This window comes from Yersinia pekkanenii (assembly GCF_001152565.1).
Lineage (GTDB): Bacteria > Pseudomonadota > Gammaproteobacteria > Enterobacterales > Enterobacteriaceae > Yersinia > Yersinia pekkanenii.
Map to the genome: position 1 here is coordinate 48622 of NZ_CQAZ01000008.1, position 22411 is coordinate 71032.

A 22411-nucleotide genomic window follows, 5' to 3' on the forward strand; every position below is an offset into this window, starting at 1 on the left:
CGAGGATTTATTCTTCCAATTTGGGTTGCGGAGCATCATCCGGGATTTTTACATGAACCTGGATGATACGTCGGCTATCCGCCATAGCAACTTTAAATAAGTAACCTTCAATTTCAATGGTCTCACCACGGGCAGGTAAATGGCCGAAAGCCTGCATCACCAAACCGCCGATAGTGTCCACTTCATCGTCGTTGAAGTGGGTATTAAACACTTCATTGAAATCTTCAATTTGTGTCAGCGCACGAATGGTATAAGTGTGCCGGCTGAGCTGACGGACATCTCTATCTTCTTCATCGTCATACTCATCTTCTATTTCGCCAACGATCAGCTCAAGAATATCTTCAATGGTCACCAGTCCTGAAACACCACCAAATTCATCAATGACAATGGCCATGTGATAGCGCTGGGAACGGAACTCCTTCAGCATCCGATCGACTCGCTTACTTTCCGGCACTACAACCGCCGTCCGTAACACTTTATCAATGCTGAATGGCTCGGAATCTGTGCGCATAAACGGCAGCAGGTCCTTGGCCATTAGGATACCTTCAATGTGATCTTTATCTTCGCTGATCACCGGAAAGCGGGAGTGAGCAGATTCAATAATCACATCCAGACACTCATCCAGCGTTTGGTTACGCTTTAATGTGACCATTTGAGATCGAGGGATCATGATATCCCGCACGCGCTGCTCGGCGATATCCATCACGCCTTCCAGCATGTCTCGGGTATCGGGATCGATCAGATCGTTTTGCTCAGAATCACGGATAAGCTCTACCAGATCGCCACGGTTTTTGGGTTCACCGTGGAATAACTGGTTAAGGATAAGAGTAAAGAACCCTTTCTTGGGACTGGGGCTATCGTTGTTTGGTGAGTGGTCGTCGCTCATGGCGTTTTAGTTAAGGTTACCCATATAAGATTATATTTTATCGGCAGTGGTAAACTCACACCACCGACAGCTTCACCCCGATTAACGGGGCGTTATGACACCCAGTATGACGGGGTTATTCGGGGTCTTTCTCTGAAATATACGGGTCTGGATAAGCCAAACTTTGCATGATTTCAGTCTCAATCGACTCCATTTCTTCTGCTTCATCGTCAACGATGTGGTCATACCCTAGCAGATGGAGACTGCCGTGAACAACCATATGCGCCCAATGAGCCAATAGTGCTTTATCTTGTTCAATGGCTTCTTGTTCAACGACCTGACGACAAATGATTAAATCACCCAATAATGGCAGTTCAATTTCAGGTGGAGCCTCAAAAGGAAAAGACAACACATTGGTCGATTTATCTTTACCACGATAGGTCAGATTCAACTCATGGCTTTCAGCTTCATCAACCAAGCGGATTGTCACTTCAGCGACATCCTGAAACTGAGGTAATACGGCTTCCAACCAACGCTGAAAATCGGCTTCAGTGGGTAAACCTTGGCTATCGGCGCAGGCAATTTGTAAATCGAGTATCACTTGGCTCATGGCGCCTCCTGCTCAGACGGGGCATGATTTTCCCGCTTACGTTGTTCGGTAATCGCTTCTTTGCGTTTTTGTTCCGCCGCTTCCCAGGCTTCATAGGCAATAACGACCCGGGCGACTACAGGGTGACGCACCACATCTTCGCTATGGAAGAAGTTAAAGCTTAGCTCTTCTACGTCAGACAGCACTTCAATCGCATGGCTTAAGCCTGATTTCTGATGACGCGGCAAGTCAGTTTGCGTGATATCACCGGTAATCACCGCCTTGGAGTTGAAGCCCATCCGGGTCAGGAACATTTTCATTTGTTCGATGCTGGTGTTCTGGCTTTCATCCAAAATGATAAACGCATCATTCAGTGTGCGGCCTCGCATATAGGCCAGTGGAGCAACTTCAATCACGTTGCGTTCAATCAGTTTTTCAACCCGCTCAAAGCCCAGCATCTCAAATAAGGCATCATAAAGTGGGCGCAGATAGGGATCGACTTTCTGACTAAGGTCCCCAGGCAGGAAACCCAGTTTTTCACCCGCTTCAACCGCTGGGCGGGTCAGCAAGATACGCCGTACGTTCTGGCGCTCCAGTGCATCGACTGCCGCAGCAACCGCCAGATAGGTTTTACCGGTACCGGCCGGGCCAATACCGAAAGTAATATCGTGATCGAGAATATTAGCGATGTATTGCGCCTGATTGGGGGTGCGGGGTTTGACCATTCCGCGCTTGGTACGGATATTCACTGCTTTACCGTAATCGGGCACGCTCTCGTTGGTTTGTTCCAATACGCGGCTCTCTTTCACCGCGAGGTGGATATCCTCTGGCGTGATATTCGGGATAACACCCCGGATCGGGGCGGTATCAACATACAAGTGACGCAGAATCTCTGCCGCGGCAACAACGCAGACATTCTTACCGACTAACTTAAAGCGGTTGTCGCGACGATTAATTTCTATTCCTAAACGGCGCTCTAACTGTTTGATATTGTCATCAAAAGGGCCGCACAAACTCAGCAGGCGCTGATTATCGGCGGGTTCCAGCAAGATTTCTTGTGTCGCTACGTGCAAATTGTTTCTCTGAGTCACTGCGTTCCTCTGGATTGATATTATTTTGTTATAACGTCAATCATACCTGTCATTCGAGAATTATTCATGGTGTACGGTGCTGATGCCAGTTTACTCATCAATCCGTCCGTTCGCTTTCTATTCATATAGCGGCCATCAGGGAGCGCAACTTAAAAATTCCGAATCTGCGCAGCATCCCACTAAAATAAAACCGACACTGACAATACAGTGCCCGCTAATGCGAGTGAACCCGAAGAACCGCTTACTTATTCTGTTGAACGATAAAAAATCCGGTACACTGAGGGCCGATAAAATGTGGGTGTTATTTTAACTTTTAACGAATGGCAAAAATGAATAAATCGCAACCAAATTATGATGTTGTGGTCGTGGGCGGTGGCATGGTAGGGGCTGCTGCTGCGTTAGGGCTGGCACAAACTGGCTGGTCAGTGGCACTACTAGAGCATGAAGCCCCTGCGCCATTTGATGCTGACAGTGTGCCGGATCTACGGGTTTCCGCCATTGGGTGCACCTCGGTAGCTTTGTTAAAGCAACTTGGGGCCTGGCCCCAAGTACAACAGATGCGCTATGCGCCTTATCGCCGATTGGAAACCTGGGAACAGCCAGGTTCGCAGGTGGTATTTGACGCGGCATCGCTGTCTTTACCTGAACTGGGTTTTATGGTTGAGAACCGAGTTTTGCAGTTGGCCCTGTGGCAACAGATGGCAGAGTGCCCGAATTTGACGCTACTGTGTCCGTCACGGTTGCAAAGTATGGTCAGAGTAGATGACTACTGGAAAATCACGCTAGATGCTCAGCAAGAGATACAGGGCCGTTTAGTGATAGGTGCTGATGGTGCAAATTCTCTGGTGCGGCGTTTAGCCAGTATTGGTACCAGTGGTTGGCAGTATAGTCAGTCCTGTCTGTTAATCACGGTAGAAACTGATACCGCTCAGCAAAATACCACTTGGCAGCAGTTCTTTCCTTCTGGGCCGCGGGCTTTCTTGCCGCTGTTTGATCACTGGGCATCGTTGGTTTGGTACGACAGCCCGCAGCGTATCCGCCAGCTTCAAAAGATGCCAATGGCACAATTGAATCAGGAGATAACCGCCGCTTTCCCCGCTCGTCTGGGGGCCGTTAAGGCAGTTGCCGCCGGTTCTTTCCCATTGGTTCGCCGCCATGCACAGCGGTATGTGCAGCCGGGGTTGGTCTTATTGGGCGATGCGGCGCATACCATTAATCCGCTGGCTGGGCAGGGGGTTAATCTGGGATATCGCGATGTTGATGCACTGTTAGATGTATTGAATCAAGCGCGTGAGCTGGCAGAGCCGTGGCACAGCGAGCAGGTGTTACTGCGTTACCAGCGCCGCCGCCGTACCGATAATCTGATGATGCAAAGTGGTATGGATGTGTTCTACACCGCATTCAGTAATGACCTGCCAGCCGTGAAATTTGTGCGTAATTTGGCGCTGATGGCCGCCCAGCGCGCAGGCAAACTGAAAGAACATGCGTTGAGGTATGCGTTGGGGTTGTAGAATGCAAAAAGCCCGCCGAAGCGAGCTTTTCTAAATTTGGCTGGGGTACGAGGATTCGAACCTCGGATGCTGGAATCAGAATCCAGTGCCTTACCGCTTGGCGATACCCCAAAAGATGGTGGCTACGACGGGAATCGAACCTGTGACCCCAGCATTATGAGTGCTGTGCTCTAACCAGCTGAGCTACGTAGCCATCTTTAAATCTTTAACCTTAGAAATTGTATGGCTGGGATACCAGGATTCGAACCTGGGAATGCCAGGATCAAAACCTGGTGCCTTACCGCTTGGCGATATCCCAACTGAAATACAATTCTTTTACTGATTTAGCATAACCAGCGCACAACTTCCGTCTAACAGTATTCCACTTCAGAGAAATGGCTGGGATACCAGGATTCGAACCTGGGAATGCCAGGATCAAAACCTGGTGCCTTACCGCTTGGCGATATCCCATCTACTGTGACAACCGATAAAAATGGTGCGGGAGGCGAGACTTGAACTCGCACACCTTGCGGCGCTAGAACCTAAATCTAGTGCGTCTACCAATTTCGCCACTCCCGCATACATGAAAAAAGATGGTGGCTACGACGGGAATCGAACCTGTGACCCCAGCATTATGAGTGCTGTGCTCTAACCAGCTGAGCTACGTAGCCATCTTTTTTCTGCACAACCTTCATCGGCGTTGCGGGGCGCATTATGCGTATATGGCCGAATTGCGTCAACTAATTTTTTCCCAAAAAAGCGTTGAAAGGGTTCGTTTGTGTGGCTTGTGAACAGTCTGGTGATTAAAGCAGCACTTATAGTCATTAATTGTTGAATTTGCCAGCAAAAGGAAACATCAAGGCAGATAGGCCACCACGCGAAATTGGATTGGATTGAGTCGGCTAATACCACATAAAAAAACAAGGCCGCCTGAGAGCGACCTTGATAGCAAAATGTTGAATATAAGCAGGCTAACTACCTGCAATGACATTCAATTATTTATAAGCGTCCTGATGTACGCCAACTGCGCGGCCCGATGGGTCGTCCATGCTTTTGAATGATTCATCCCACTCAATAGCTTTAGCTGATGAGCACGCGACAGAAGGGCCGCCGGGTACACATTCAGCGGCACTTGGCAACGGGAACAGCTCTTCAAAAATTTCACGATACAAGTAGCCCTCTTTTGATGAAGGGGTGTTGTATGGGAAACGAAAATGAGCAGTTTCCATTTGTTGATCAGTGACTTGCTCGGCAGCTTTTTCTTTTAGTGTGTCAATCCAGCTATAACCCACGCCATCGGAAAATTGCTCTTTTTGTCGCCATGCGACGCTATGTGGCAGGTACGATTCAAAACATTCGCGCAGGATATGTTTTTCCATTTTTCCATTGCCGCACATTTTGTCCTGCGGGTTGATACGCATCGCAACATCAAGGAAGTTTTTATCCAGGAAGGGAACGCGCGCTTCAACGCCCCAGGCAGACATTGCTTTGTTGGCTCGGGCGCAGTCATACATATGCAAGGCCAGCAGTTTACGCACGGTTTCTTCGTGCAATTCTTTGGCGTTTGGTGCTTTGTGGAAATAGAGATAACCGCCGAAGACTTCGTCAGAACCTTCGCCGGACAGCACCATTTTAATACCCATCGCCTTGATTTTACGTGACATCAAATACATAGGGGTGGAGGCGCGGATAGTGGTGACATCATAGGTTTCAATGTGATAAATCACATCACGAATGGCATCCAGACCTTCTTGCACGGTAAAATGAATTTCATGGTGCACGGTACCTAAATGGTTGGCGACTTCTTTTGCAGCCCGCAAATCGGGTGAGCCAATCAGGCCGACGGCAAAGGAGTGCAGTTGTGGCCACCAGGCTTCACTGCGCTCATCGTCTTCTACCCGGCGGGCGGCAAATTTCTTGGTGATAGCCGAAATAACAGAAGAGTCCAGACCACCGGACAGCAATACACCGTAAGGCACGTCGGACATCAAGTGGCTTTTTACTGCATCTTCTAATGCATTTGCCAGCTTAACTTTATCGGTAACGTTGTCTTTTACGTTGTCGAAATCAAACCAATCACGATGGTAATACTCACGAATTTCGCCATCTTTGCTCCACAGATAGCTGCCTGCCGGGAATTCTTTAATCGAGCGGCAAACAGGGACCAAGGCTTTCATTTCTGAAGCAACAAACATATTGCCGTGTTCGTCGTGGCCCATATACAGCGGAATAATACCCAGATGGTCACGGCCAATTAGGTAAGCGTCTTTCTCGGTATCGTATAAGACGAAGGCGAACATACCTTGCAGGTCATCAAGGAACTCTGGCCCTTTTTCCTGGTATAACGCTAAAATAACTTCACAGTCTGAGCCTGTTTGGAAGGCGTAGCGGTCGCCATATTGCTGACGCAATGCCTGATGATTATAAATCTCACCGTTAACCGCCAGAATATGCGTGTGAGCCGCATTAAACAGGGGTTGGGCACCGGTATTGACGTCAACAATAGATAAACGTTCATGAGCGAGAATGGCTTTATCATTTGCCCATACACCAGACCAATCCGGCCCACGGTGGCGCATTAAACGTGACATTTCCAGCGCTTTTTTACGTAACTCAATGGGGTCGGTTTTAAGGTCGAGCACCCCGAAAATAGAACACATAATAATCTCCCTAACTTCTCTGCTTTGGCGGTGATGTGATGCAGTCATCCGAATAATTTGTAAACCTGACGCCAGAAAATATGCAAAAAACACGCCAATTTATAGTGCGTTGGATTCGTCGCTATAGCGGATTTTCTCGTGAGAGCATATACCCAAAGCACTTGGAGTTGCAGGTAGGCGGCAAGTAAGAGAATCCCGATAAGCTTACTCAAGTAAGTGATTCGGGTGAGCGCGCGCAGTTAACAATCCTGTAGCTTCAAGGGCGAAGGGCATAAAAGAAAATGCGCCAAAATAGGGCAGAATGGCAAGAAACTTTGGTGCGTCGCACCAAAAAAGGGAATAGTACACAAGCGGAGAATGGCGGCCGGAACCGCCAACAGAGATTAGATAATATCGATTTCAGCCACAGAAGGGTAAACGTAGGTTGGGCGGAACGGCATGGCTTCAATGTCCATTAGCGTCGAAACACCAGACAGCACCAAAATAGTTTCAAGGCCAGCCTGAAAACCAGCCAGAATATCGGTACGTAGGTTATCACCCACAATCACTGTGCTTTCGGAATGCGCTTGCATTTTATTCAGTGCGGCGCGGATGATCCACGGGCTAGGTTTACCCACATAAAAGGGTTTGCGGCCGGAAATTTTCTCAATTGGGGCGCATAGCGCACCACAAGCTGGTGCGAAGCCATGACCGTGGCTATCTGGGTTAGTGGCAATAAAGCGTGCGCCATTGGCAACAAAATAGGCCGCTTTATGCATCATGTCCCAGTTATAAGAGCGGGTTTCACCGACAATCACAAAATCAGGATTGATATCAGTAATGGTAAAGCCAGCTTTATACAATTCGTGAACTAACGCGCCTTCGCCAACCACATAGGCTTTTTTACCCTCCTGACGGCGCAGGAAGTCGGCGGTGGCCATGGCAGAGGTATAAAACGCACTTTCCGGCACTTCCAGCCCAGCAGAACTGAAGCGGTTAGCCAGATCCTGTGCGGTTTGTGACGGGTAGTTGGTCAAAATAACCAGCGGCATTCCAGCTTCTTGAATTCGGGCCAGAAAAACATCGGCCCCAGGGACGGGGTGATTATCATGTAACAACACACCATCAATGTCGCAAATAACACTTTTAATTGTCATTGTTAAACTTACTCTTTTTGGCGGTAATGAGTCACTATAACATGGCCGATTATGGGGTCGACTATGCAACATCCTTATCGGCAGCCTAGTTTTCCAACAAACGTTGTAGCAAGACGCCGTTTAACATGGCGCGTTTGGCCAGCGCGAAAGCACCGATTGCTGACTGATGATCCAGTTGCGAGGTGACTATCGGCAAGTTATGACGGAAGTTTTTCAGCACTTGGGTATTAATACAACCTTGAATAGCAGGCAGCAGTATTTTATCGGCTTCAATGATTTCACCGGCAATCACCACTTTTTGCGGGTTAAATAAGTTGATGGCGATAGAGATGGCTTTACCCAGATAACGCCCCACATGCTCGATGACTTCACTTGCCAGTAAGTCGCCACGGTTAGCGGCTTTGCAGATGACGCCAATATGACAATCATCCAGTGTTAACTTGCTTGGGTAGCCCTGCGCGAGTAGATGGCGTACGCGAGCCTCAATTGCCGCATTGGACGCGACGGTTTCCAAACAGCCAAAGTTGCCGCAATAACAGCGTTCACCGAGCGGATCAATCTGGATATGGCCGATTTCGCCCACGTTGCCGTTGCTGCCTAAAAATATCTGACCGTTAACGATGATACCGGCACCGGTACCACGATGCAGACGAACCAATATGGAGTCTTCGCAGTCGCGGGTGGCGCCAAAATAGTGCTCAGCCAGCGCCAGGCTGCGAATATCATGGCCGACAAAGCTGGTGACATTAAAACGATTTTGCAGATTTTCGACCAACGGCCAATTACTGACACTGATATGTGGCATATAGCGCACGATACCTTTGTTTGGTTCAACCAAGCCTGGGAGGATAACGGCAATAGCAATCAGTTCACGCAATTTGCGCTGATAAGCGTCAATAAACTGACTGATGATATTAAACAACGCGTATTCCAGCGTCTCTTGCGTGCGTTCTGGCAGCGAGTAGTGTTCTTCACCCAGCGACTTACCGCTCATGTCAAACAGGGTAATCGTGGCGTCATGGCGGCCAAGACGGACGGCAATAGTGTGGAATTGGCGGTTTTCTGTCACGATGGAAATCGCGCGGCGGCCACCGGTGGAGGCTTGCTGATCTACTTCTTTGATCAGCCCGCGCTCCAACAGTTGACGCGTTATTTTGGTGACACTGGCGGGAGCTAGCTGGCTGAGATCGGCAATCTGAATGCGCGAAATCGGGCCTTGCTGATCAATAAGCCGATAAACAACGGCACCATTGAGTTGTTTCACAAGATCTACATTACCAATTTGTGACTGTCCGCCGGTGCTCATCAATAAAATTACTCGCTTATTTTAAAACCTCGTTGCCGTTAACGATGGTTTTAGTGATTTTATAATCGTGGGTAAAGGCAGTCAGGTTGGCCACTTTGCCGACTTCAATACTCCCTAACTGCTTGTCCACACCAATAGCGCGGGCCGCATAAAGTGTTGCCATACGCAATGTTTCGTCCAGTGCGATACCAACATGTTCAACACTATTTCGGACCGCTTCGATCATCGTCAGAGCTGAACCGCTTAATGTGCCATTCTCATCCACACATAAGCCATCGCGATAGTATATTGTTTTACCAGCAAAAATAAATTGTTCAATTTCAGCGCCAGCCGGTGCGGTGGCATCGGTGACCAAGACCAATTTGTCACCTTTCAGATGTTTTGCATTGCGGATATTAGCCCAGTCGACATGCAGACCATCGGCTATCACCCCGGTATAAACCTCTGGCGTATCAAAAATAGCCCCTATCAGGCCCGGTTCACGCCCCGTAATGTATGGCATTGCATTATAAAGGTGCGTTGCGAAACGAATACCGGCGCTAAAGCCTTTGCGCGCTTCCCGATAAGTTGCATTAGAGTGACCGGCTGAAACCAGAATACCGGCTTCTGTTAGCTGACGAATGTATTTGTCATCAACCATTTCAGGTGCCAGCGTAACTTTGGTAATTACATCAGCATTTTCACACAGATAATCAATCATTTCTGCGCTAGGTTTGCGGATAAACGCGGGGTTATGGGTGCCTTTCTTCAATGGGTTGAGGTATGGCCCTTCCAGATGCAGACCCAGTGCCTGATGCTGATTTTTTTGCAGATATGAATGCATGACGTTAACGCCGTGTTTCATGTATTCATCACTGCATGTAATGAGTGTCGGCAGGAAGCTGGAGCAACCTGATTTTTCATTGGCACGTTGCATAATGTCCAATGTCTCTTCTGAGATAGCCTCAAGAGAATCATTGAATTGCACGCCCCCGCAGCCATTCAACTGCACATCAATAAAACCGGGGGCCAGAATGGCGCCACCCAAATCGCGTATCTCAATACCCGCCGGGAGTTCATCGGCAGGACAGATACGCTCGATCAATCCATCAGCCACGATAACAGCATGATTATCCAATACTTCGTGGCTGGTATAAATACGGCAGTGAGTTAAAGCGTACATCTTAGCCCCCTGATGACTATTACAGACCTTTGATGTTTTCAGCTTCCAATTCGTGGAAGTATTTTACAGTTTTAACCTTCAATTCCATAGTGGAAGGTTCATCACACACCATGATGGCTTTGGCATGCAGTTGCAGGCAACTGATGGTCCACATGTGGTTAATGCTTCCTTCAACTGCGGCTTGTAAGGCTTGTGCTTTACCGTGACCGGTTACCAGAATCATCACTTCTTCTGCATCCAGCAATGTACCTACACCTACGGTAAGTGCATATTTCGGCACGAGGTTTGCATCACCACCAAAGAAACGCGAGTTAGCAATGCGGGTTTCTTGGGTCAGAGTTTTGATCCGAGTACGGGATGCCAAAGAAGACGCCGGTTCATTAAATGCGATGTGGCCGTCCACGCCCACGCCACCCATAAACAGGTTGATTTTGCCGTAAGACTTAATTTTTTCTTCGTAACGGCGGCATTCTGCATCGATATCAGGCGCGTTTCCATTCAGCAGGTTAATGTTCTCGGCTGGGATATCAACATGATCGAAGAAGTTGGTGTGCATGAAGGTGTAGTAGCTTTCTGGGTGCTCTTGCGGCAGCCCGACATATTCATCCATGTTGAAAGTGACAACGTTTTTGAAGCTGATTTCACCGGCTTTATGCATTGCGACCAAGTGTTTGTAAGCTTCCATCGGTGTTCCACCGGTTGGCAGACCCAGCACAAACGGGCGCTCAGCAGTGGGTTTGAACGCATTAATACGACTAACGATATGACGTGCTGCCCATTTGCCAACTTCTGCGGTGTTTTTTAGTGGGATAAGTCTCATCTTGCACCTCTTGGATTGCTGATAGTGGCTATACTCAACGCGGTTTGAATCATTCAGATAAGCGTAACTCAGATTTTGACTCATGCGTTGATACGATGCTTTGTTCATTTTTCGAATGATAAAATAAGTTTTGTATCATGGCTAGTGTATTGGTGCTTTTTCACTGGTTTTTGGTGATATTTATCACAAAATAGGGGGTTTTAATTTGCGTTACGAAATAATTTTTTTACACTCCACAATGAGTAATATGTGCCGTGAATAAATATAAAGTGTGCCATGCGTTTTTCTAAAAGGTAGTGCGTCAATTAAATAAACTACTTAAAGGGTCCGATATCGGACGAATAGGGGGAAAAGTGAATATTCTTAGTTACTTGCAAAAAGTGGGTCGGGCTTTGATGGTCCCTGTGGCCACACTGCCAGCCGCCGCGATACTGATGGGTGTTGGTTATTGGATCGACCCCGTTAGTTGGGGTGGTGATAATGCACTGGCGGCATTATTTATCAAATCCGGTGCGGCTATTATCGACAACATGTCGGTGCTGTTCGCCATTGGTGTGGCTTACGGTATGTCAAAAGACAAAGACGGTGCGGCTGCACTGACCGGCTTTGTAGGTTTCCTGGTATTAACCACGCTGTGTTCGCCCGCCGCGGTTTCGATGATTCAAAAGATCCCGCTTGATCAGGTTCCTGCTGCTTTCGGCAAAATCAACAACCAGTTCGTGGGGATTCTGGTTGGTATCATTTCTGCTGAGTTGTACAACCGCTTTAGCAGCGTTGAACTGCCAAAAGCGCTCTCCTTCTTCAGTGGCCGCCGTCTGGTTCCGATCTTGACGTCTTTCCTGATGATTGCTGTTGCCTTCATTTTGATGTATGTCTGGCCGCTGATTTATAACGCGCTGGTGACCTTCGGTGAATACATCAAAGATATGGGCTCTGTTGGCGCGGGTATCTATGCCTTCTTCAACCGTTTACTGATCCCGGTCGGCTTGCATCACGCCCTGAACTCGGTGTTCTGGTTTGACGTTGCCGGTATTAACGATATTCCTAACTTCTTGGGTGGCCAACAGTCCATCGATTCCGGTAAAGCGATTGTCGGTATCACAGGTCGTTATCAGGCTGGTTTCTTCCCGATTATGATGTTCGGTTTACCGGGAGCAGCGCTGGCGATTTATCACTGCGCACGTCCGGAAAACAAAGCGAAAGTTGCTGGTATCATGATTGCAGGGGCATTTGCGGCCTTCTTCACCGGTATCACTGAGCCGCTTGAATTCTCCTTCATGTTCGTGGCTCCAGTGCTGTATTTCATCCATGCCGTGCTGACCGGTATTTCCGTGTTCATCGCCGCCAGCATGCATTGGATCGCTGGTTTTGGTTTCAGCGCCGGTTTAGTGGATATGGTACTGTCTTCACGCAACCCACTGGCAACCCACTGGTATATGCTGATCCCACAAGGTCTGGTGTTCTTCGTCATTTACTACGTGGTATTCCGTTTCACCATCAAGAAATTCAATTTGCTGACTCCTGGCCGCGAACTGGCGGTAGAAGGCAGTGAAGAAGATGGTTATGACGTGAATGTTAATAACACCCCAGAAATCAATGAAAGTGAAATCAATGGCCTGGCTCGTCGTTATATCGGAGCTATCGGTGGTTCAGATAATCTGACGGGTATTGACGCCTGTATTACCCGCCTGCGTTTGAACGTGAAAGACTCTGCGCTGGTTAATGACAATGTGGCTAAGCGTTTAGGTGCGTCTGGTGTTATTCGTCTGAATAAACAAAGCGTACAAGTTATCGTTGGTACCCGTGCTGAACTGATTGCTTCGGCAATGCGTACGGTGTTGGCGGGTGGCCCGGTTCCTGCGGCAACGAGCACTGCAGCTAAGCCTCAGGCGGTAATTAATACGGCTAACACCACCAAAACGGCTTCTCTGATACTGGTTTCGCCTATTACTGGTGATGTTGTCGCATTGGATCAGGTTCCTGATGAAGCCTTTGCTAGCAAAGCCGTGGGTGAGGGTGTTGCTATTCGTCCGACCGATAAAATGGTCGTTTCTCCAGCGAACGGGACTATCGTTAAAATCTTCAATACGGATCATGCATTCTGTCTGGAAACTGAAACCGGTGCAGAAATTGTGGTTCATATCGGGATTGATACAGTAAAACTGAATGGTCAAGGCTTTGCCCGTCTGGTTGAAGAGGGTGCCACTGTGGTTGCCGGTCAACCGGTACTGGAACTGGACTTGGCCTATCTGAACGCCAATGCGCGCTCAATGATTAGCCCGGTTGTGGTCAGCAATATTGATGATTATGCCGGTATCTCGGTATTGGCGGGCGATTCTGTGGTTGCCGGTCAGAGCCAGTTGTTTGAGATCCGTGGCAAATAATCAGTTTAAGATGCGCAGTGAAAAAGTGCTGATGTACTGAGTCACTGACCTGAGTTTTAATCGAAGCTGCGGGAAGAGAGCAATCTCTTCCCGCTTTTTTGTTTTATTTCCGGTAACAAACGGTTGTTTCCAAGTCAGGCTTGTTGGATTATATGCGGTTATATTTGTTGCGTTTGCATTGAGGAATAGAACAATGAGTGAGGCAGAAGCCCGCCCAAGTAATTTTATCCGTCAGATAATTGACGAAGATTTAGCCAGCGGCAAACACACGTCGGTTCATACTCGCTTTCCGCCGGAGCCAAACGGCTACCTGCATATTGGCCACGCAAAATCCATTTGCCTGAACTTTGGTATTGCACAGGATTATCACGGTCAATGTAATCTGCGCTTTGATGACACCAACCCGGTGAAAGAAGACGTCGAGTTCGTTGAGTCGATTAAACACGATGTAGAGTGGCTGGGCTTCACCTGGAGCGGTGACATCCGCTACTCTTCAGACTATTTTGATCAACTGTACCAGTACGCTATAGAGCTGATTAACAAGGGTCTGGCGTATGTTGATGAATTAACTGCTGAGCAGATGCGCGAATATCGCGGCACCCTGACGGCACCAGGTAAAAACAGCCCGTATCGCGACCGCAGCGTAGAAGAGAACCTGGCACTGTTTGAAAAAATGCGTGCAGGTGGCTTTGCTGAAGGGACCGCCTGTCTGCGGGCCAAAATTGATATGGCGTCACCGTTTATCGTCATGCGTGACCCGGTGTTGTATCGCATTAAGTTTGCTGAACACCATCAGTCGGGCAACAAGTGGTGCATCTACCCGATGTATGACTTTACCCACTGCATCTCTGATGCGATCGAAGGGATCACCCATTCACTCTGTACGCTGGAGTTCCAGGATAACCGTCGCTTGTATGATTGGGTGCTGGATAACATCTCCATTGAATGTCATCCGCGTCAGTATGAGTTCTCCCGTCTGAATCTTGAATACAGCATTATGTCAAAGCGTAAGCTGAACCTGCTGGTGACGGAGAAGGTTGTGGAAGGCTGGGATGACCCACGTATGCCAACCATTTCTGGTTTGCGTCGTCGTGGCTACACTGCGGCCTCCATCCGTGAGTTCTGCCGCCGTATTGGGGTGACCAAGCAAGATAACAACGTTGAAATGATGTCACTGGAATCCTGTATCCGTGATGATCTGAACGAAAATGCCCCACGGGCAATGGCGGTTCTCGATCCTATCAAAGTGGTTATCGAAAACCGTGCGGCGGGGGAAGAGTGGCTGACCATGCCAAATCACCCGAATAATCCGGATATGGGTACCCGCCAGGTCCCTTTCGATAGCGAGATTTATATCGATCGTGCTGATTTCCGCGAAGAAGCTAATAAGCAATACAAGCGTCTGGTGCTGGGTAAAGAAGTCCGTTTACGTAATGCCTATGTGATTAAAGCCGAGCGTGCCGAGAAAGATGCGGAAGGCAATATTACAACCGTGTATTGCAGCTATGACGCAGAGACATTAAACAAAGATCCAGCTGATGGCCGTAAAGTGAAAGGTGTTATTCACTGGGTTTCAGTGGCACATGCGCTGCCTGCTGAAATTCGTTTATATGATCGCTTGTTTAGCGTACCAAACCCAGCGGCAGCAGAGGACTTCTTGTCAACTATCAACCCTGAGTCTTTGATTATTCGTCAGGGCTTTGTCGAGCCAAGTTTGGTTGATGCGGTCCCAGAGAAAACCTATCAGTTTGAACGTGAAGGTTATTTCTGTACTGACAGCCATTATTCACGTCCAGATGCGCTGGTGTTTAACCGCACTGTCGGTTTACGTGATACCTGGGCTGCTAAGGCGACTCATTAAGTTTAGTCTGCAGATTGACTATCATCTGTTAAGATCAATGTCAGTGGCGTGGCTTAGGCCGCGCTTTTTTATGTCTTTAAAAGCTAAATTGTTTGTTTTACTAAACATTGATTGATGCCTCTCACTTTTTCCCTCTTCGCCTCACCTCTTGGTCAATCTCAACAGATTAGTTTCTTTTTTATCGGTAACGCGGCTCTCTGTAAGTCTTTCTTAAATATTCGCTTTACGAATTAACTGCGTAAATAACACTGTTTTCAGCCAAAAAATATCATGTTTTATTGGTTTGGCTGAAACCATTCAATATGTCAATGAGAGACGATTTTGTTTCGAAGTTAGGGTCTTATTCATTGTTTTTTAAGCTTTTGTGATGTCTGTAATATTTTTTCACAGTTATGTGCTCATTGTCATACTTTGAATAATTATCTCCTTTTTTAATTGATAATTCGCGTCGCGAAAAATAGTCTGTATCCCAGCAGCAATCTTCAGAGAGTTTTTTCGCAAGAGAAGTTTGTTTTTTATCAGTAACTGCTGGTGGCGATTTCTCCCCGGCAAAATTTTACCCACCTAGGGTTTTTTTGAGGCTGAACCTGTGAGCTGTGGTGGACACAGGCAACGCACTTTAAATGTGATGTCAAAGAGGATTTTTTTCATATGGTTACGCACGGTGCTAAACGCAAAACGTTAGCGCTCGCTGTCGCGGGTGCATTGTTAGGAACGGGGTTTATGGCAGCCCCAGAGGCCAAGGCTGAAGGTTTTATTGATGATTCGTCACTGACCGGTGGTATTTATTATTGGCAGCGCCAGCGTGACCGTAAGGATCTAAATCCAAACAGTCCAGAGTATGGTAAGTACGTTGCTAACCTGCATCACTCCACATTTAACGCCAATCTGGACTTTTCCTCTGGCTACGCGGCAGACATGTTTGGTATCGACTTAGCGGCCTTCGGCGCAGTTGAAATGACCAACAGTGGCCCGGCGGCCCCGAACGAAATTGGTTTTAGTGATGCTAAAACCCGTTGGGATGAAAAATGGACCGGCGATAAGAGCGGTGTCAGTGTTTATAAAGCGGCGGCCAAATTTAAATTTGGTGACTTCTGGGCGCGTGGTGGTTACATCCAACCGACCGGCCAAACGTTGCTGGCTCCACACTGGAGCTTTATGCCAGGGACCTATCGCGGTGCTGAAGGCGGCGCTAAATTTGATTTTGATACGGCGGGTGCATTGTCCATGTCTTACATGTGGACCGATGAATATAAAGCACCTTGGTATCAGAATATGTATAACTTCCGTCAGGCCGATGGTGTGACCGGTATAAGCTACTTGCAATCAATTGGTGCTAAATACGACTTTAAAAACAAGTTGGTGATGGAAGCGGCATTTGGTCAGGCTAAAGATTACATGGACCAGTATTTCGCCAAGGCTTCTTACGCCTTCCCGGTTGCTGGCAATGATCTACGCACTTCTTACCAGTTCTACGGTGCAAAGGATAAAGTTGATGGCGGCCCAGCCAATGTGAACGACGTGTATGACGGCTTAGCCTGGTTGCAAGCGTTGACACTGGGTTATACCACTGGGCCATTTGACCTACGTTTGGAAGGAACTTGGGCTAAAGCTGATGGTAATCAGGGCTACTTCCTGCAACGTATGACACCAGGTTATGCCACGTCTAACGGGCGTTTGGACGTTTGGTGGGATTCCCGCTCTGACTTTAACGCCAACGGCGAAAAAGCCTTGTTTGGCGGCGTGATGTATGACCTGAAAAACTGGAATTTAGCCGGCTGGGCGGTGGGAACCTCCTATGCTTATGGTTGGGATGCCAAACCAAGTACTAACCCAATCTATGACCAAAATACCCGTCTGAAAGAATCTGCATGGAACTTTGATGTTCTTTACACGCTGCAAGAAGGCCGCGCGAAAGGCACGCTGTTCAAACTGCACTACACCATGTACGACAACCACACCAATATCCCAAGCTATGGTGGTGGTTTTGGCAACGTATTCCAGGATGAAAAAGACGTCAAATTCATCGTAATTGCACCCTTTACGATCTTCTGATTTTGACTACTTTCTGATAACCCGCCCTGGTAACCATGCCGGGGCATTATGGAGTGCCTGCCATGAAGAAAACGCTTTTTATTCTTGCTGCCGTACTGGGATTAAGTGCCTGTGCGCCACAAACCCCGATCCAGCCAGAAGATAGCAAACTGAAACAAGCTTACAGTGCCTGTATCACAGCCAGTGAAGGTTCACCGGAGAGGTTGATCCCGTGCAAGGCGGTGTTGAATGTATTGAAACAAGAGAAGGCGCATCAGGTCTTTGCCGAGAAAGAAACAGTACGAGTGTTGGATTATCAGCGTTGCATTGATGCGGCACATACTGGCAATGGTCAGGCTTATGATGCGCAATGCGGCAAACTTTGGCAGGAAATTCGTAGCAATAACGCGAGTAGCAGCAACTCCACCAGCAGCAATTAACCATTACGGACGAGGTTAGTGATGAATAAATTTAAATTAAATGCGTTAGCGGCGATGACCGCAACTTTCGGCTTGATGGGGTACGCAAATGCAGACACCACCAATCAGCAGGTTGTTGATCAACTCAGTACGTTGAAAGTTAACTATAAACTGTTGGATAACCGTGCTGCTGATAATGGCGTGGATTGCGCCAAACTGGGTGCCGATTGGGCATCTTGTAATAAAGTGATGATTACTCTGACCAACACCGGGGATGAGATCAAAGGCCAGGATTGGGCCATTTACTTCCACAGCATCCGTCAGATTCTGACAGTTGATAATGACCAATTTAAAATTACTCACCTGACCGGCGACCTGCATAAGATTGAACCTACCGCTAAATTCACCGGCTTCCCTGCCAATCAGGCGGTTGACATTCCGATCACCGGTGAGTACTGGCAGTTGTTTGCCACTGACTTTATGCCGCGTTGGTATGCCACTTCCGGTGATGCTAAGCCAAAAGTGTTAAAAAGCACCGATACTGAAGATATTAATGAATATCTGACGCAGTTTACCGGCGATCAGTGGAAGCGCACCAAAGACGATAATAACGTGCTGATGACGCCAGAATCACGTTTCGTTAAAAATGAAGCAGTGAAAACCTTATCTGCGGCTAACTTGCGCGGGCAGATTATCCCCACGCCGATGGAGGTTAAGGTTTATAAGCAAGATGTGGATTTGAGCCAGGGTGTGGCGCTGGATCTGAGTGCATTACCTAAAGCGGCTGCGGATGCGGCACAACAGCGTTTCGAATTACTGGGCCTGAAGGTGAACTCAGCCGGTTTCCCGATTAAAGCCTTGATTCAGCCTGCGGCATTCAACGGTGAGCTAGCCGTTTCTGGGGCTTATGAGCTAAAAATCGGTGAGAAAGGGGCACAGGTTATTGGTTTTGACCCAACCGGTGTGTTCTATGGCCTGCAATCTATCCTGTCTTTAGTGCCAACTGACGGCAGTAAGAAGATTGCCACCCTTGATGCGAAAGATGCCCCACGCTTTGAATACCGTGGTGTCTTCCTTGATGTTGGCCGTAACTTTAAAACCAAAGATGCGGTGCTACGTTTGCTGGATCAGATGTCGGCTTACAAACTGAATAAATTCCACTTCCATCTGAGTGATGATGAAGGCTGGCGTATTGAAATTCCAGGTCTGCCAGAACTGACGGATGTGGGGAGCAAACGTTGCCATGATTTGACAGAAAACACCTGCTTATTGCCGCAGTTGGGATCGGGTCCCGACAGCAATAATCTGGGTAGCGGCCACTTCACCCGCGATGATTATATCGAGATCCTGAAATACGCTAAAGCGCGCCAGATTGATGTGATCCCTGAAATTGATATGCCAGCACATGCCCGTGCGGCAGTGGTTTCGATGGAAGCCCGTTACAACAATCTGATGAAGCAGGGTAAAGAAAAAGAAGCTAACGAATTCCGTCTGGTAGATCCGACAGATGACTCCAACACCACGTCGGTTCAGTTCTATGAACGTAAAAGCTATCTGAACCCTTGTCTGGATTCTTCGACGCGTTTTGTCGATAAAGTGATTGGCGAAATGGCTCAGATGCATAAAGAAGCGGGTATGCCGCTGACTACCTGGCACTTTGGTGGCGATGAGGCGAAAAACATTCGTCTGGGGGCCGGTTTCCAGGACAAAAACGGCCCAATTGAGCCAGGTAAAGGCATCATTGATAAGAGTGTTGAAGATAAGCCGTGGGCTAAATCACAGGTTTGTCAGGATAGGATCAAGCAAGGCAAAATTCAGGATGTTGAGCATCTTTCCAGCTACTTCGCAATTGAAGTTAGCAAACTGGTTAACGCCCATGGTATCGAAAAAATGCAAGCCTGGCAGGATGGTCTGAAAGACGCCAAAGATTCTAACGCCTTTGCGACCAAGCGTGTCGGCGTCAACTTCTGGGATACCCTCTACTGGGGTGGTGCTGATTCAATTAACGATTGGGCCAATAAAGGCTACGAAGTGGTGGCGTCCAATCCGGACTATGTTTACTTCGATATGCCCTATGAAGTTAACCCGAATGAACGCGGTTACTACTGGGCAACCCGCTTTACTGACGAGGCGAAAGTATTCAGCTTTGCGCCAGACAATATGCCGCAAAACGCCGAGACTTCCGTTGACCGTGACGGTAATCACTTCAGCGCGAAAAGTGATAAACCATGGCCGGGTGTACACGGTATCTCCGCTCAGTCATGGAATGAAACCGTCCGTACTGATGAACAGATGGAATACATGGTGTTCCCACGCGTATTGCCACTGGCAGAGCGTGCCTGGCACCGCGCATCGTGGGAGCAAGATTATAAAGCGGGTCGTGAGTACAAAGGCGGTGAGACCCATATGGTCGATACCAAGGCGCTAAGCTCAGACTGGCAGCGTTTTGCTAACATCATGGGTCAACGTGAACTGGCAAAACTGGATAAGGCCGGTATTGCATACCGTTTACCTGTTCCGGGGGCGCGAGTGGTTGCTGGGCAGTTGGAAGCCAATATTTCATTGCCGGGCCTGATTATCGAGTATTCCACTGATGGTGGTAAACAGTGGCAGAAGTATGATGTCAAGGCACAACCGAAGGTGAGCGGTGATGTGATGATTCGTTCAACCAGCCCTGATGGCAAGCGTAGTAGTCGTGCGGAGCCAGTTAAAGTCTGACTATTGGGATCAAAAGTTGTGTCTGATGTTATTACCTGTTTGCTTATTTTTGGTTAAACAATGTTAGGTGAAGTTGAGTTGATGGTTTTTTTCCCCGGCGAGTCCGGGGATTTTTTTGCTTCTAAATTGAGGTAGGATATGAATAAGAATGACCACCTGACTCCCACCCGAGTTGATCTCGGATTACATGTGGGAAAGGTGGCCATCTTGCGGATTGTTTATTTCAGCAGTGCTTAAAAATCTTTATAAGTTAACGCGATAAAACAACATTATCTTTTGTTGTGAGCAGCTTCGTTTTCACGGCAATCACCGGTTTCACAATGGCCGTACAGATACAAACTGTGGTTAGTCAGCTTGATACCGTGTTGTTTAGAAATTTCACGTTGCTGTTCTTCGATCTTTTCATTGCTAAATTCAATCACTTTGCCGCAATCCAGGCAAATCAGGTGATCGTGATGCTGCTGTTGCGTCAATTCAAAGACCGATTTACCGCCTTCGAAATTGTGGCGGGTCACAATACCGGCATCATCAAACTGATTCAGCACACGGTAAACCGTCGCCAGACCAATCTCTTCACCGATATCGATCAGCTTTTTATAAAGATCTTCCGCGCTGACGTGATGACACGCCGGATCTTGCAACACTTCCAGAATCTTAAGCCGGGGCAGTGTTACTTTAAGGCCTGCGTTCTTTAAGGCTTTGTTGTTGTCAGTCATGCGGATTCAGTCCTGTTACTATCGATTCAAATTAAGGCTGTTCAGCCTATGACATCCGTGGCGCAATATTCTCAATTGCGTCTCATTATAGAACTGCTAGCCCCAAATGAAAACCGTGGTTGTTAACAAAGATATAATTGCACACTTTGCCAGATTAATCATGCGGTGTATTGATGGATGGGGATAACTCATTATTCAAGTGTACAGTGGCGAGGGATAAAGTTACAAATTTGTAGCGGTTTATTTTCATTTTGTATGGATGAATATGTGGATCTGTGGGCGGCTTAACAGAGTATCGCGAGAGGCATGAAAGGCAACGGAAACGCCCGGCAGTGTTGAATACCACCATAGCGTTTCCGACAGGGCAAATTAACCGATTATTTCAGACAGGTTCAGTTCTTCAGTAATCTGTTTTACCCAAGCTTCGACCCGCTCATTCGTCAGTTCCGGCTGGCGGTCTTCATCAATTGCCAGACCGATAAAGTGGTCGTCATCGGCCAGGCCTTTGGAGGCTTCAAAATGGTAGCCAGCAGTTGGCCAGTGACCAACAATCGCCGCGCCACGCGGTTCGATGATGTCACGCACGGTACCCATTGCATCGCAGAAATACTCTGCGTAGTCTTCCTGATCACCGCAACCGAACAATGCAACCAACTTGCCGTTGAAGTCAATCTCTTCCAGTGTGGGGAAAAAGTCATCCCAGTCACACTGTGCTTCGCCGTAATACCAGGTTGGAATACCAATCAGTAGGATATCGAAGCCTTCCAAATCTTCTTTACTGCTTTTGGCAATGTCGTGAACCTCAGCAACATCTTTACCCAATTGCTTTTGGATCATCTTGGCAATGTTTTCGGTATTGCCAGTATCGCTGCCAAAGAAAATGCCTACAGTTGCCATATAACTTAATACCTTTTAAATTCAAATTGTTATGATAATCATTGCGCGTTATGTCCAATAATATATCACATCTATAGGTCGACATCATGCCAGAAACCCCCGTCAGGCTTATATCAAGTTTATGCGATATTAAATTTTTGCGTGTCGCTCAACCTGATAGCGTGATTGCCGATGACCGTGGTGTCCGTTAAGGGGGGTAACTTGTGGTGCGGTGCTCAGGTGGTGAAGGAATAACGGCGTGGCGTAAGTTATTACGCCACGCC

The 22411-nt window shown here is 47.9% G+C and carries 16 protein-coding genes and 6 tRNA genes; 6 read left to right on the forward strand and 16 right to left on the reverse strand.

The genetic code is table 11. The annotated features are described in order from the left end of the window. Positions 1–7: 7 nt before the first annotated feature. From corC to AEP37_RS05635, 3 genes are all read right to left on the reverse strand, one after another. The gene (corC, locus tag AEP37_RS05625; protein WP_049611139.1) at positions 8–886 is read right to left on the reverse strand and encodes a CNNM family magnesium/cobalt transport protein CorC; all 879 of its coding nucleotides are present in this window, start codon (positions 884–886) and stop codon (positions 8–10) included. A 115-nt stretch (positions 887–1001) separates the two neighbouring features. Further along, positions 1002–1475: an rRNA maturation RNase YbeY gene (gene ybeY, locus AEP37_RS05630; protein ID WP_049611141.1), complete on the reverse strand. Its 474-nt coding sequence runs from the start codon at positions 1473–1475 to the stop codon at positions 1002–1004. Further along, positions 1472–2545, reverse strand: a complete 1074-nt coding sequence (locus tag AEP37_RS05635; protein WP_202905480.1) for a PhoH family protein — start codon at positions 2543–2545, stop codon at positions 1472–1474. Before AEP37_RS05635 ends, ybeY begins: the two co-directional genes overlap by 4 nt. Positions 2546–2874: 329 nt before the next feature. Between AEP37_RS05635 and ubiF the strand changes: the two genes are divergently transcribed. Next, positions 2875–4056, forward strand: coding sequence for a 3-demethoxyubiquinol 3-hydroxylase (gene ubiF / locus AEP37_RS05640; RefSeq protein ID WP_049611145.1), 1182 nt, complete (start codon positions 2875–2877; stop codon positions 4054–4056). 37 nt (positions 4057–4093) lie between these two features. Here ubiF and AEP37_RS05645 read toward each other — a convergent pair. From AEP37_RS05645 to nagB, 11 genes are all read right to left on the reverse strand, one after another. Beyond that, a tRNA-Gln gene (locus AEP37_RS05645) sits at positions 4094–4167 on the reverse strand. A gap of 5 nt (positions 4168–4172) precedes the next feature. Continuing rightward, positions 4173–4249, reverse strand: a tRNA-Met gene (locus AEP37_RS05650). 30 nt (positions 4250–4279) lie between these two features. Then, a tRNA-Gln gene (locus AEP37_RS05655) sits at positions 4280–4354 on the reverse strand. Positions 4355–4431: 77 nt separating this feature from the next. Then, positions 4432–4506, reverse strand: a tRNA-Gln gene (locus AEP37_RS05660). Between the two features lie 23 nt (positions 4507–4529). Next, positions 4530–4614 (reverse strand) — tRNA-Leu (locus tag AEP37_RS05665). Between the two features lie 15 nt (positions 4615–4629). Beyond that, positions 4630–4706: transfer RNA gene (locus tag AEP37_RS05670), tRNA-Met, on the reverse strand. Between the two features lie 324 nt (positions 4707–5030). Further along, entirely contained in the window at positions 5031–6695 is a 1665-nt protein-coding gene (gene asnB, locus AEP37_RS05675; RefSeq protein WP_049611148.1) for an asparagine synthase B, read from the reverse strand. A 383-nt stretch (positions 6696–7078) separates the two neighbouring features. Continuing rightward, positions 7079–7831, reverse strand: a complete 753-nt coding sequence (locus tag AEP37_RS05680) for an HAD-IIA family hydrolase (protein ID WP_049611150.1) — start codon at positions 7829–7831, stop codon at positions 7079–7081. 85 nt (positions 7832–7916) lie between these two features. Continuing rightward, a complete protein-coding gene (nagC, locus tag AEP37_RS05685; protein WP_049611152.1) occupies positions 7917–9137 on the reverse strand; it encodes a DNA-binding transcriptional regulator NagC in 1221 nt (406 codons plus the stop codon). A gap of 16 nt (positions 9138–9153) precedes the next feature. After that, positions 9154–10299 (reverse strand): N-acetylglucosamine-6-phosphate deacetylase, encoded by a 1146-nt coding sequence (gene nagA / locus AEP37_RS05690; RefSeq protein ID WP_049611154.1) that lies wholly within the window; start codon positions 10297–10299, stop codon positions 9154–9156. Positions 10300–10318: 19 nt separating this feature from the next. Further along, positions 10319–11119 carry a glucosamine-6-phosphate deaminase gene (nagB, locus tag AEP37_RS05695; protein WP_049611156.1) on the reverse strand — a complete coding sequence of 267 codons (801 nt, stop codon included), beginning with the start codon at positions 11117–11119 and terminating at the stop codon, positions 10319–10321. A 353-nt stretch (positions 11120–11472) separates the two neighbouring features. Between nagB and nagE the strand changes: the two genes are divergently transcribed. From nagE to AEP37_RS05720, 5 genes are all read left to right on the forward strand, one after another. After that, positions 11473–13503, forward strand: coding sequence for an N-acetylglucosamine-specific PTS transporter subunit IIBC (nagE, locus tag AEP37_RS05700; RefSeq protein ID WP_049611159.1), 2031 nt, complete (start codon positions 11473–11475; stop codon positions 13501–13503). A gap of 193 nt (positions 13504–13696) precedes the next feature. After that, entirely contained in the window at positions 13697–15364 is a 1668-nt protein-coding gene (gene glnS, locus AEP37_RS05705; RefSeq protein ID WP_049611162.1) for a glutamine--tRNA ligase, read from the forward strand. Positions 15365–16015: 651 nt separating this feature from the next. Next, positions 16016–17419 (forward strand): chitoporin ChiP, encoded by a 1404-nt coding sequence (chiP, locus tag AEP37_RS05710; protein ID WP_049611165.1) that lies wholly within the window; start codon positions 16016–16018, stop codon positions 17417–17419. 62 nt (positions 17420–17481) lie between these two features. Continuing rightward, positions 17482–17838: a ChiQ/YbfN family lipoprotein gene (chiQ, locus tag AEP37_RS05715; protein WP_049611168.1), complete on the forward strand. Its 357-nt coding sequence runs from the start codon at positions 17482–17484 to the stop codon at positions 17836–17838. A gap of 21 nt (positions 17839–17859) precedes the next feature. Further along, positions 17860–20535 (forward strand): beta-N-acetylhexosaminidase, encoded by a 2676-nt coding sequence (locus AEP37_RS05720; RefSeq protein WP_049611171.1) that lies wholly within the window; start codon positions 17860–17862, stop codon positions 20533–20535. Positions 20536–20804: 269 nt separating this feature from the next. Here the strand turns inward: AEP37_RS05720 and fur are convergent, their stop codons facing one another. Continuing rightward, positions 20805–21251 carry a ferric iron uptake transcriptional regulator gene (gene fur / locus AEP37_RS05725; RefSeq protein ID WP_049611174.1) on the reverse strand — a complete coding sequence of 149 codons (447 nt, stop codon included), beginning with the start codon at positions 21249–21251 and terminating at the stop codon, positions 20805–20807. A gap of 369 nt (positions 21252–21620) precedes the next feature. Then, entirely contained in the window at positions 21621–22148 is a 528-nt protein-coding gene (fldA, locus tag AEP37_RS05730; protein ID WP_049611176.1) for a flavodoxin FldA, read from the reverse strand. Between the last annotated feature and the right edge of the window lie 263 nt (positions 22149–22411).

Coding starts and splice junctions, on each gene's coding strand:
- corC (WP_049611139.1), bottom strand. CDS start 886: ATGAGCGACGACCACTCACCAAACAACGATAGCCCCAGTCCCAAGAAA.
- ybeY (WP_049611141.1), bottom strand. CDS start 1,475: ATGAGCCAAGTGATACTCGATTTACAAATTGCCTGCGCCGATAGCCAA.
- ubiF (WP_049611145.1), top strand. CDS start 2,875: ATGAATAAATCGCAACCAAATTATGATGTTGTGGTCGTGGGCGGTGGC.
- asnB (WP_049611148.1), bottom strand. CDS start 6,695: ATGTGTTCTATTTTCGGGGTGCTCGACCTTAAAACCGACCCCATTGAG.
- AEP37_RS05680 (WP_049611150.1), bottom strand. CDS start 7,831: ATGACAATTAAAAGTGTTATTTGCGACATTGATGGTGTGTTGTTACAT.
- nagC (WP_049611152.1), bottom strand. CDS start 9,137: ATGAGCACCGGCGGACAGTCACAAATTGGTAATGTAGATCTTGTGAAA.
- nagA (WP_049611154.1), bottom strand. CDS start 10,299: ATGTACGCTTTAACTCACTGCCGTATTTATACCAGCCACGAAGTATTG.
- nagB (WP_049611156.1), bottom strand. CDS start 11,119: ATGAGACTTATCCCACTAAAAAACACCGCAGAAGTTGGCAAATGGGCA.
- glnS (WP_049611162.1), top strand. CDS start 13,697: ATGAGTGAGGCAGAAGCCCGCCCAAGTAATTTTATCCGTCAGATAATT.
- chiP (WP_049611165.1), top strand. CDS start 16,016: ATGGTTACGCACGGTGCTAAACGCAAAACGTTAGCGCTCGCTGTCGCG.
- chiQ (WP_049611168.1), top strand. CDS start 17,482: ATGAAGAAAACGCTTTTTATTCTTGCTGCCGTACTGGGATTAAGTGCC.
- AEP37_RS05720 (WP_049611171.1), top strand. CDS start 17,860: ATGAATAAATTTAAATTAAATGCGTTAGCGGCGATGACCGCAACTTTC.
- fur (WP_049611174.1), bottom strand. CDS start 21,251: ATGACTGACAACAACAAAGCCTTAAAGAACGCAGGCCTTAAAGTAACA.
- fldA (WP_049611176.1), bottom strand. CDS start 22,148: ATGGCAACTGTAGGCATTTTCTTTGGCAGCGATACTGGCAATACCGAA.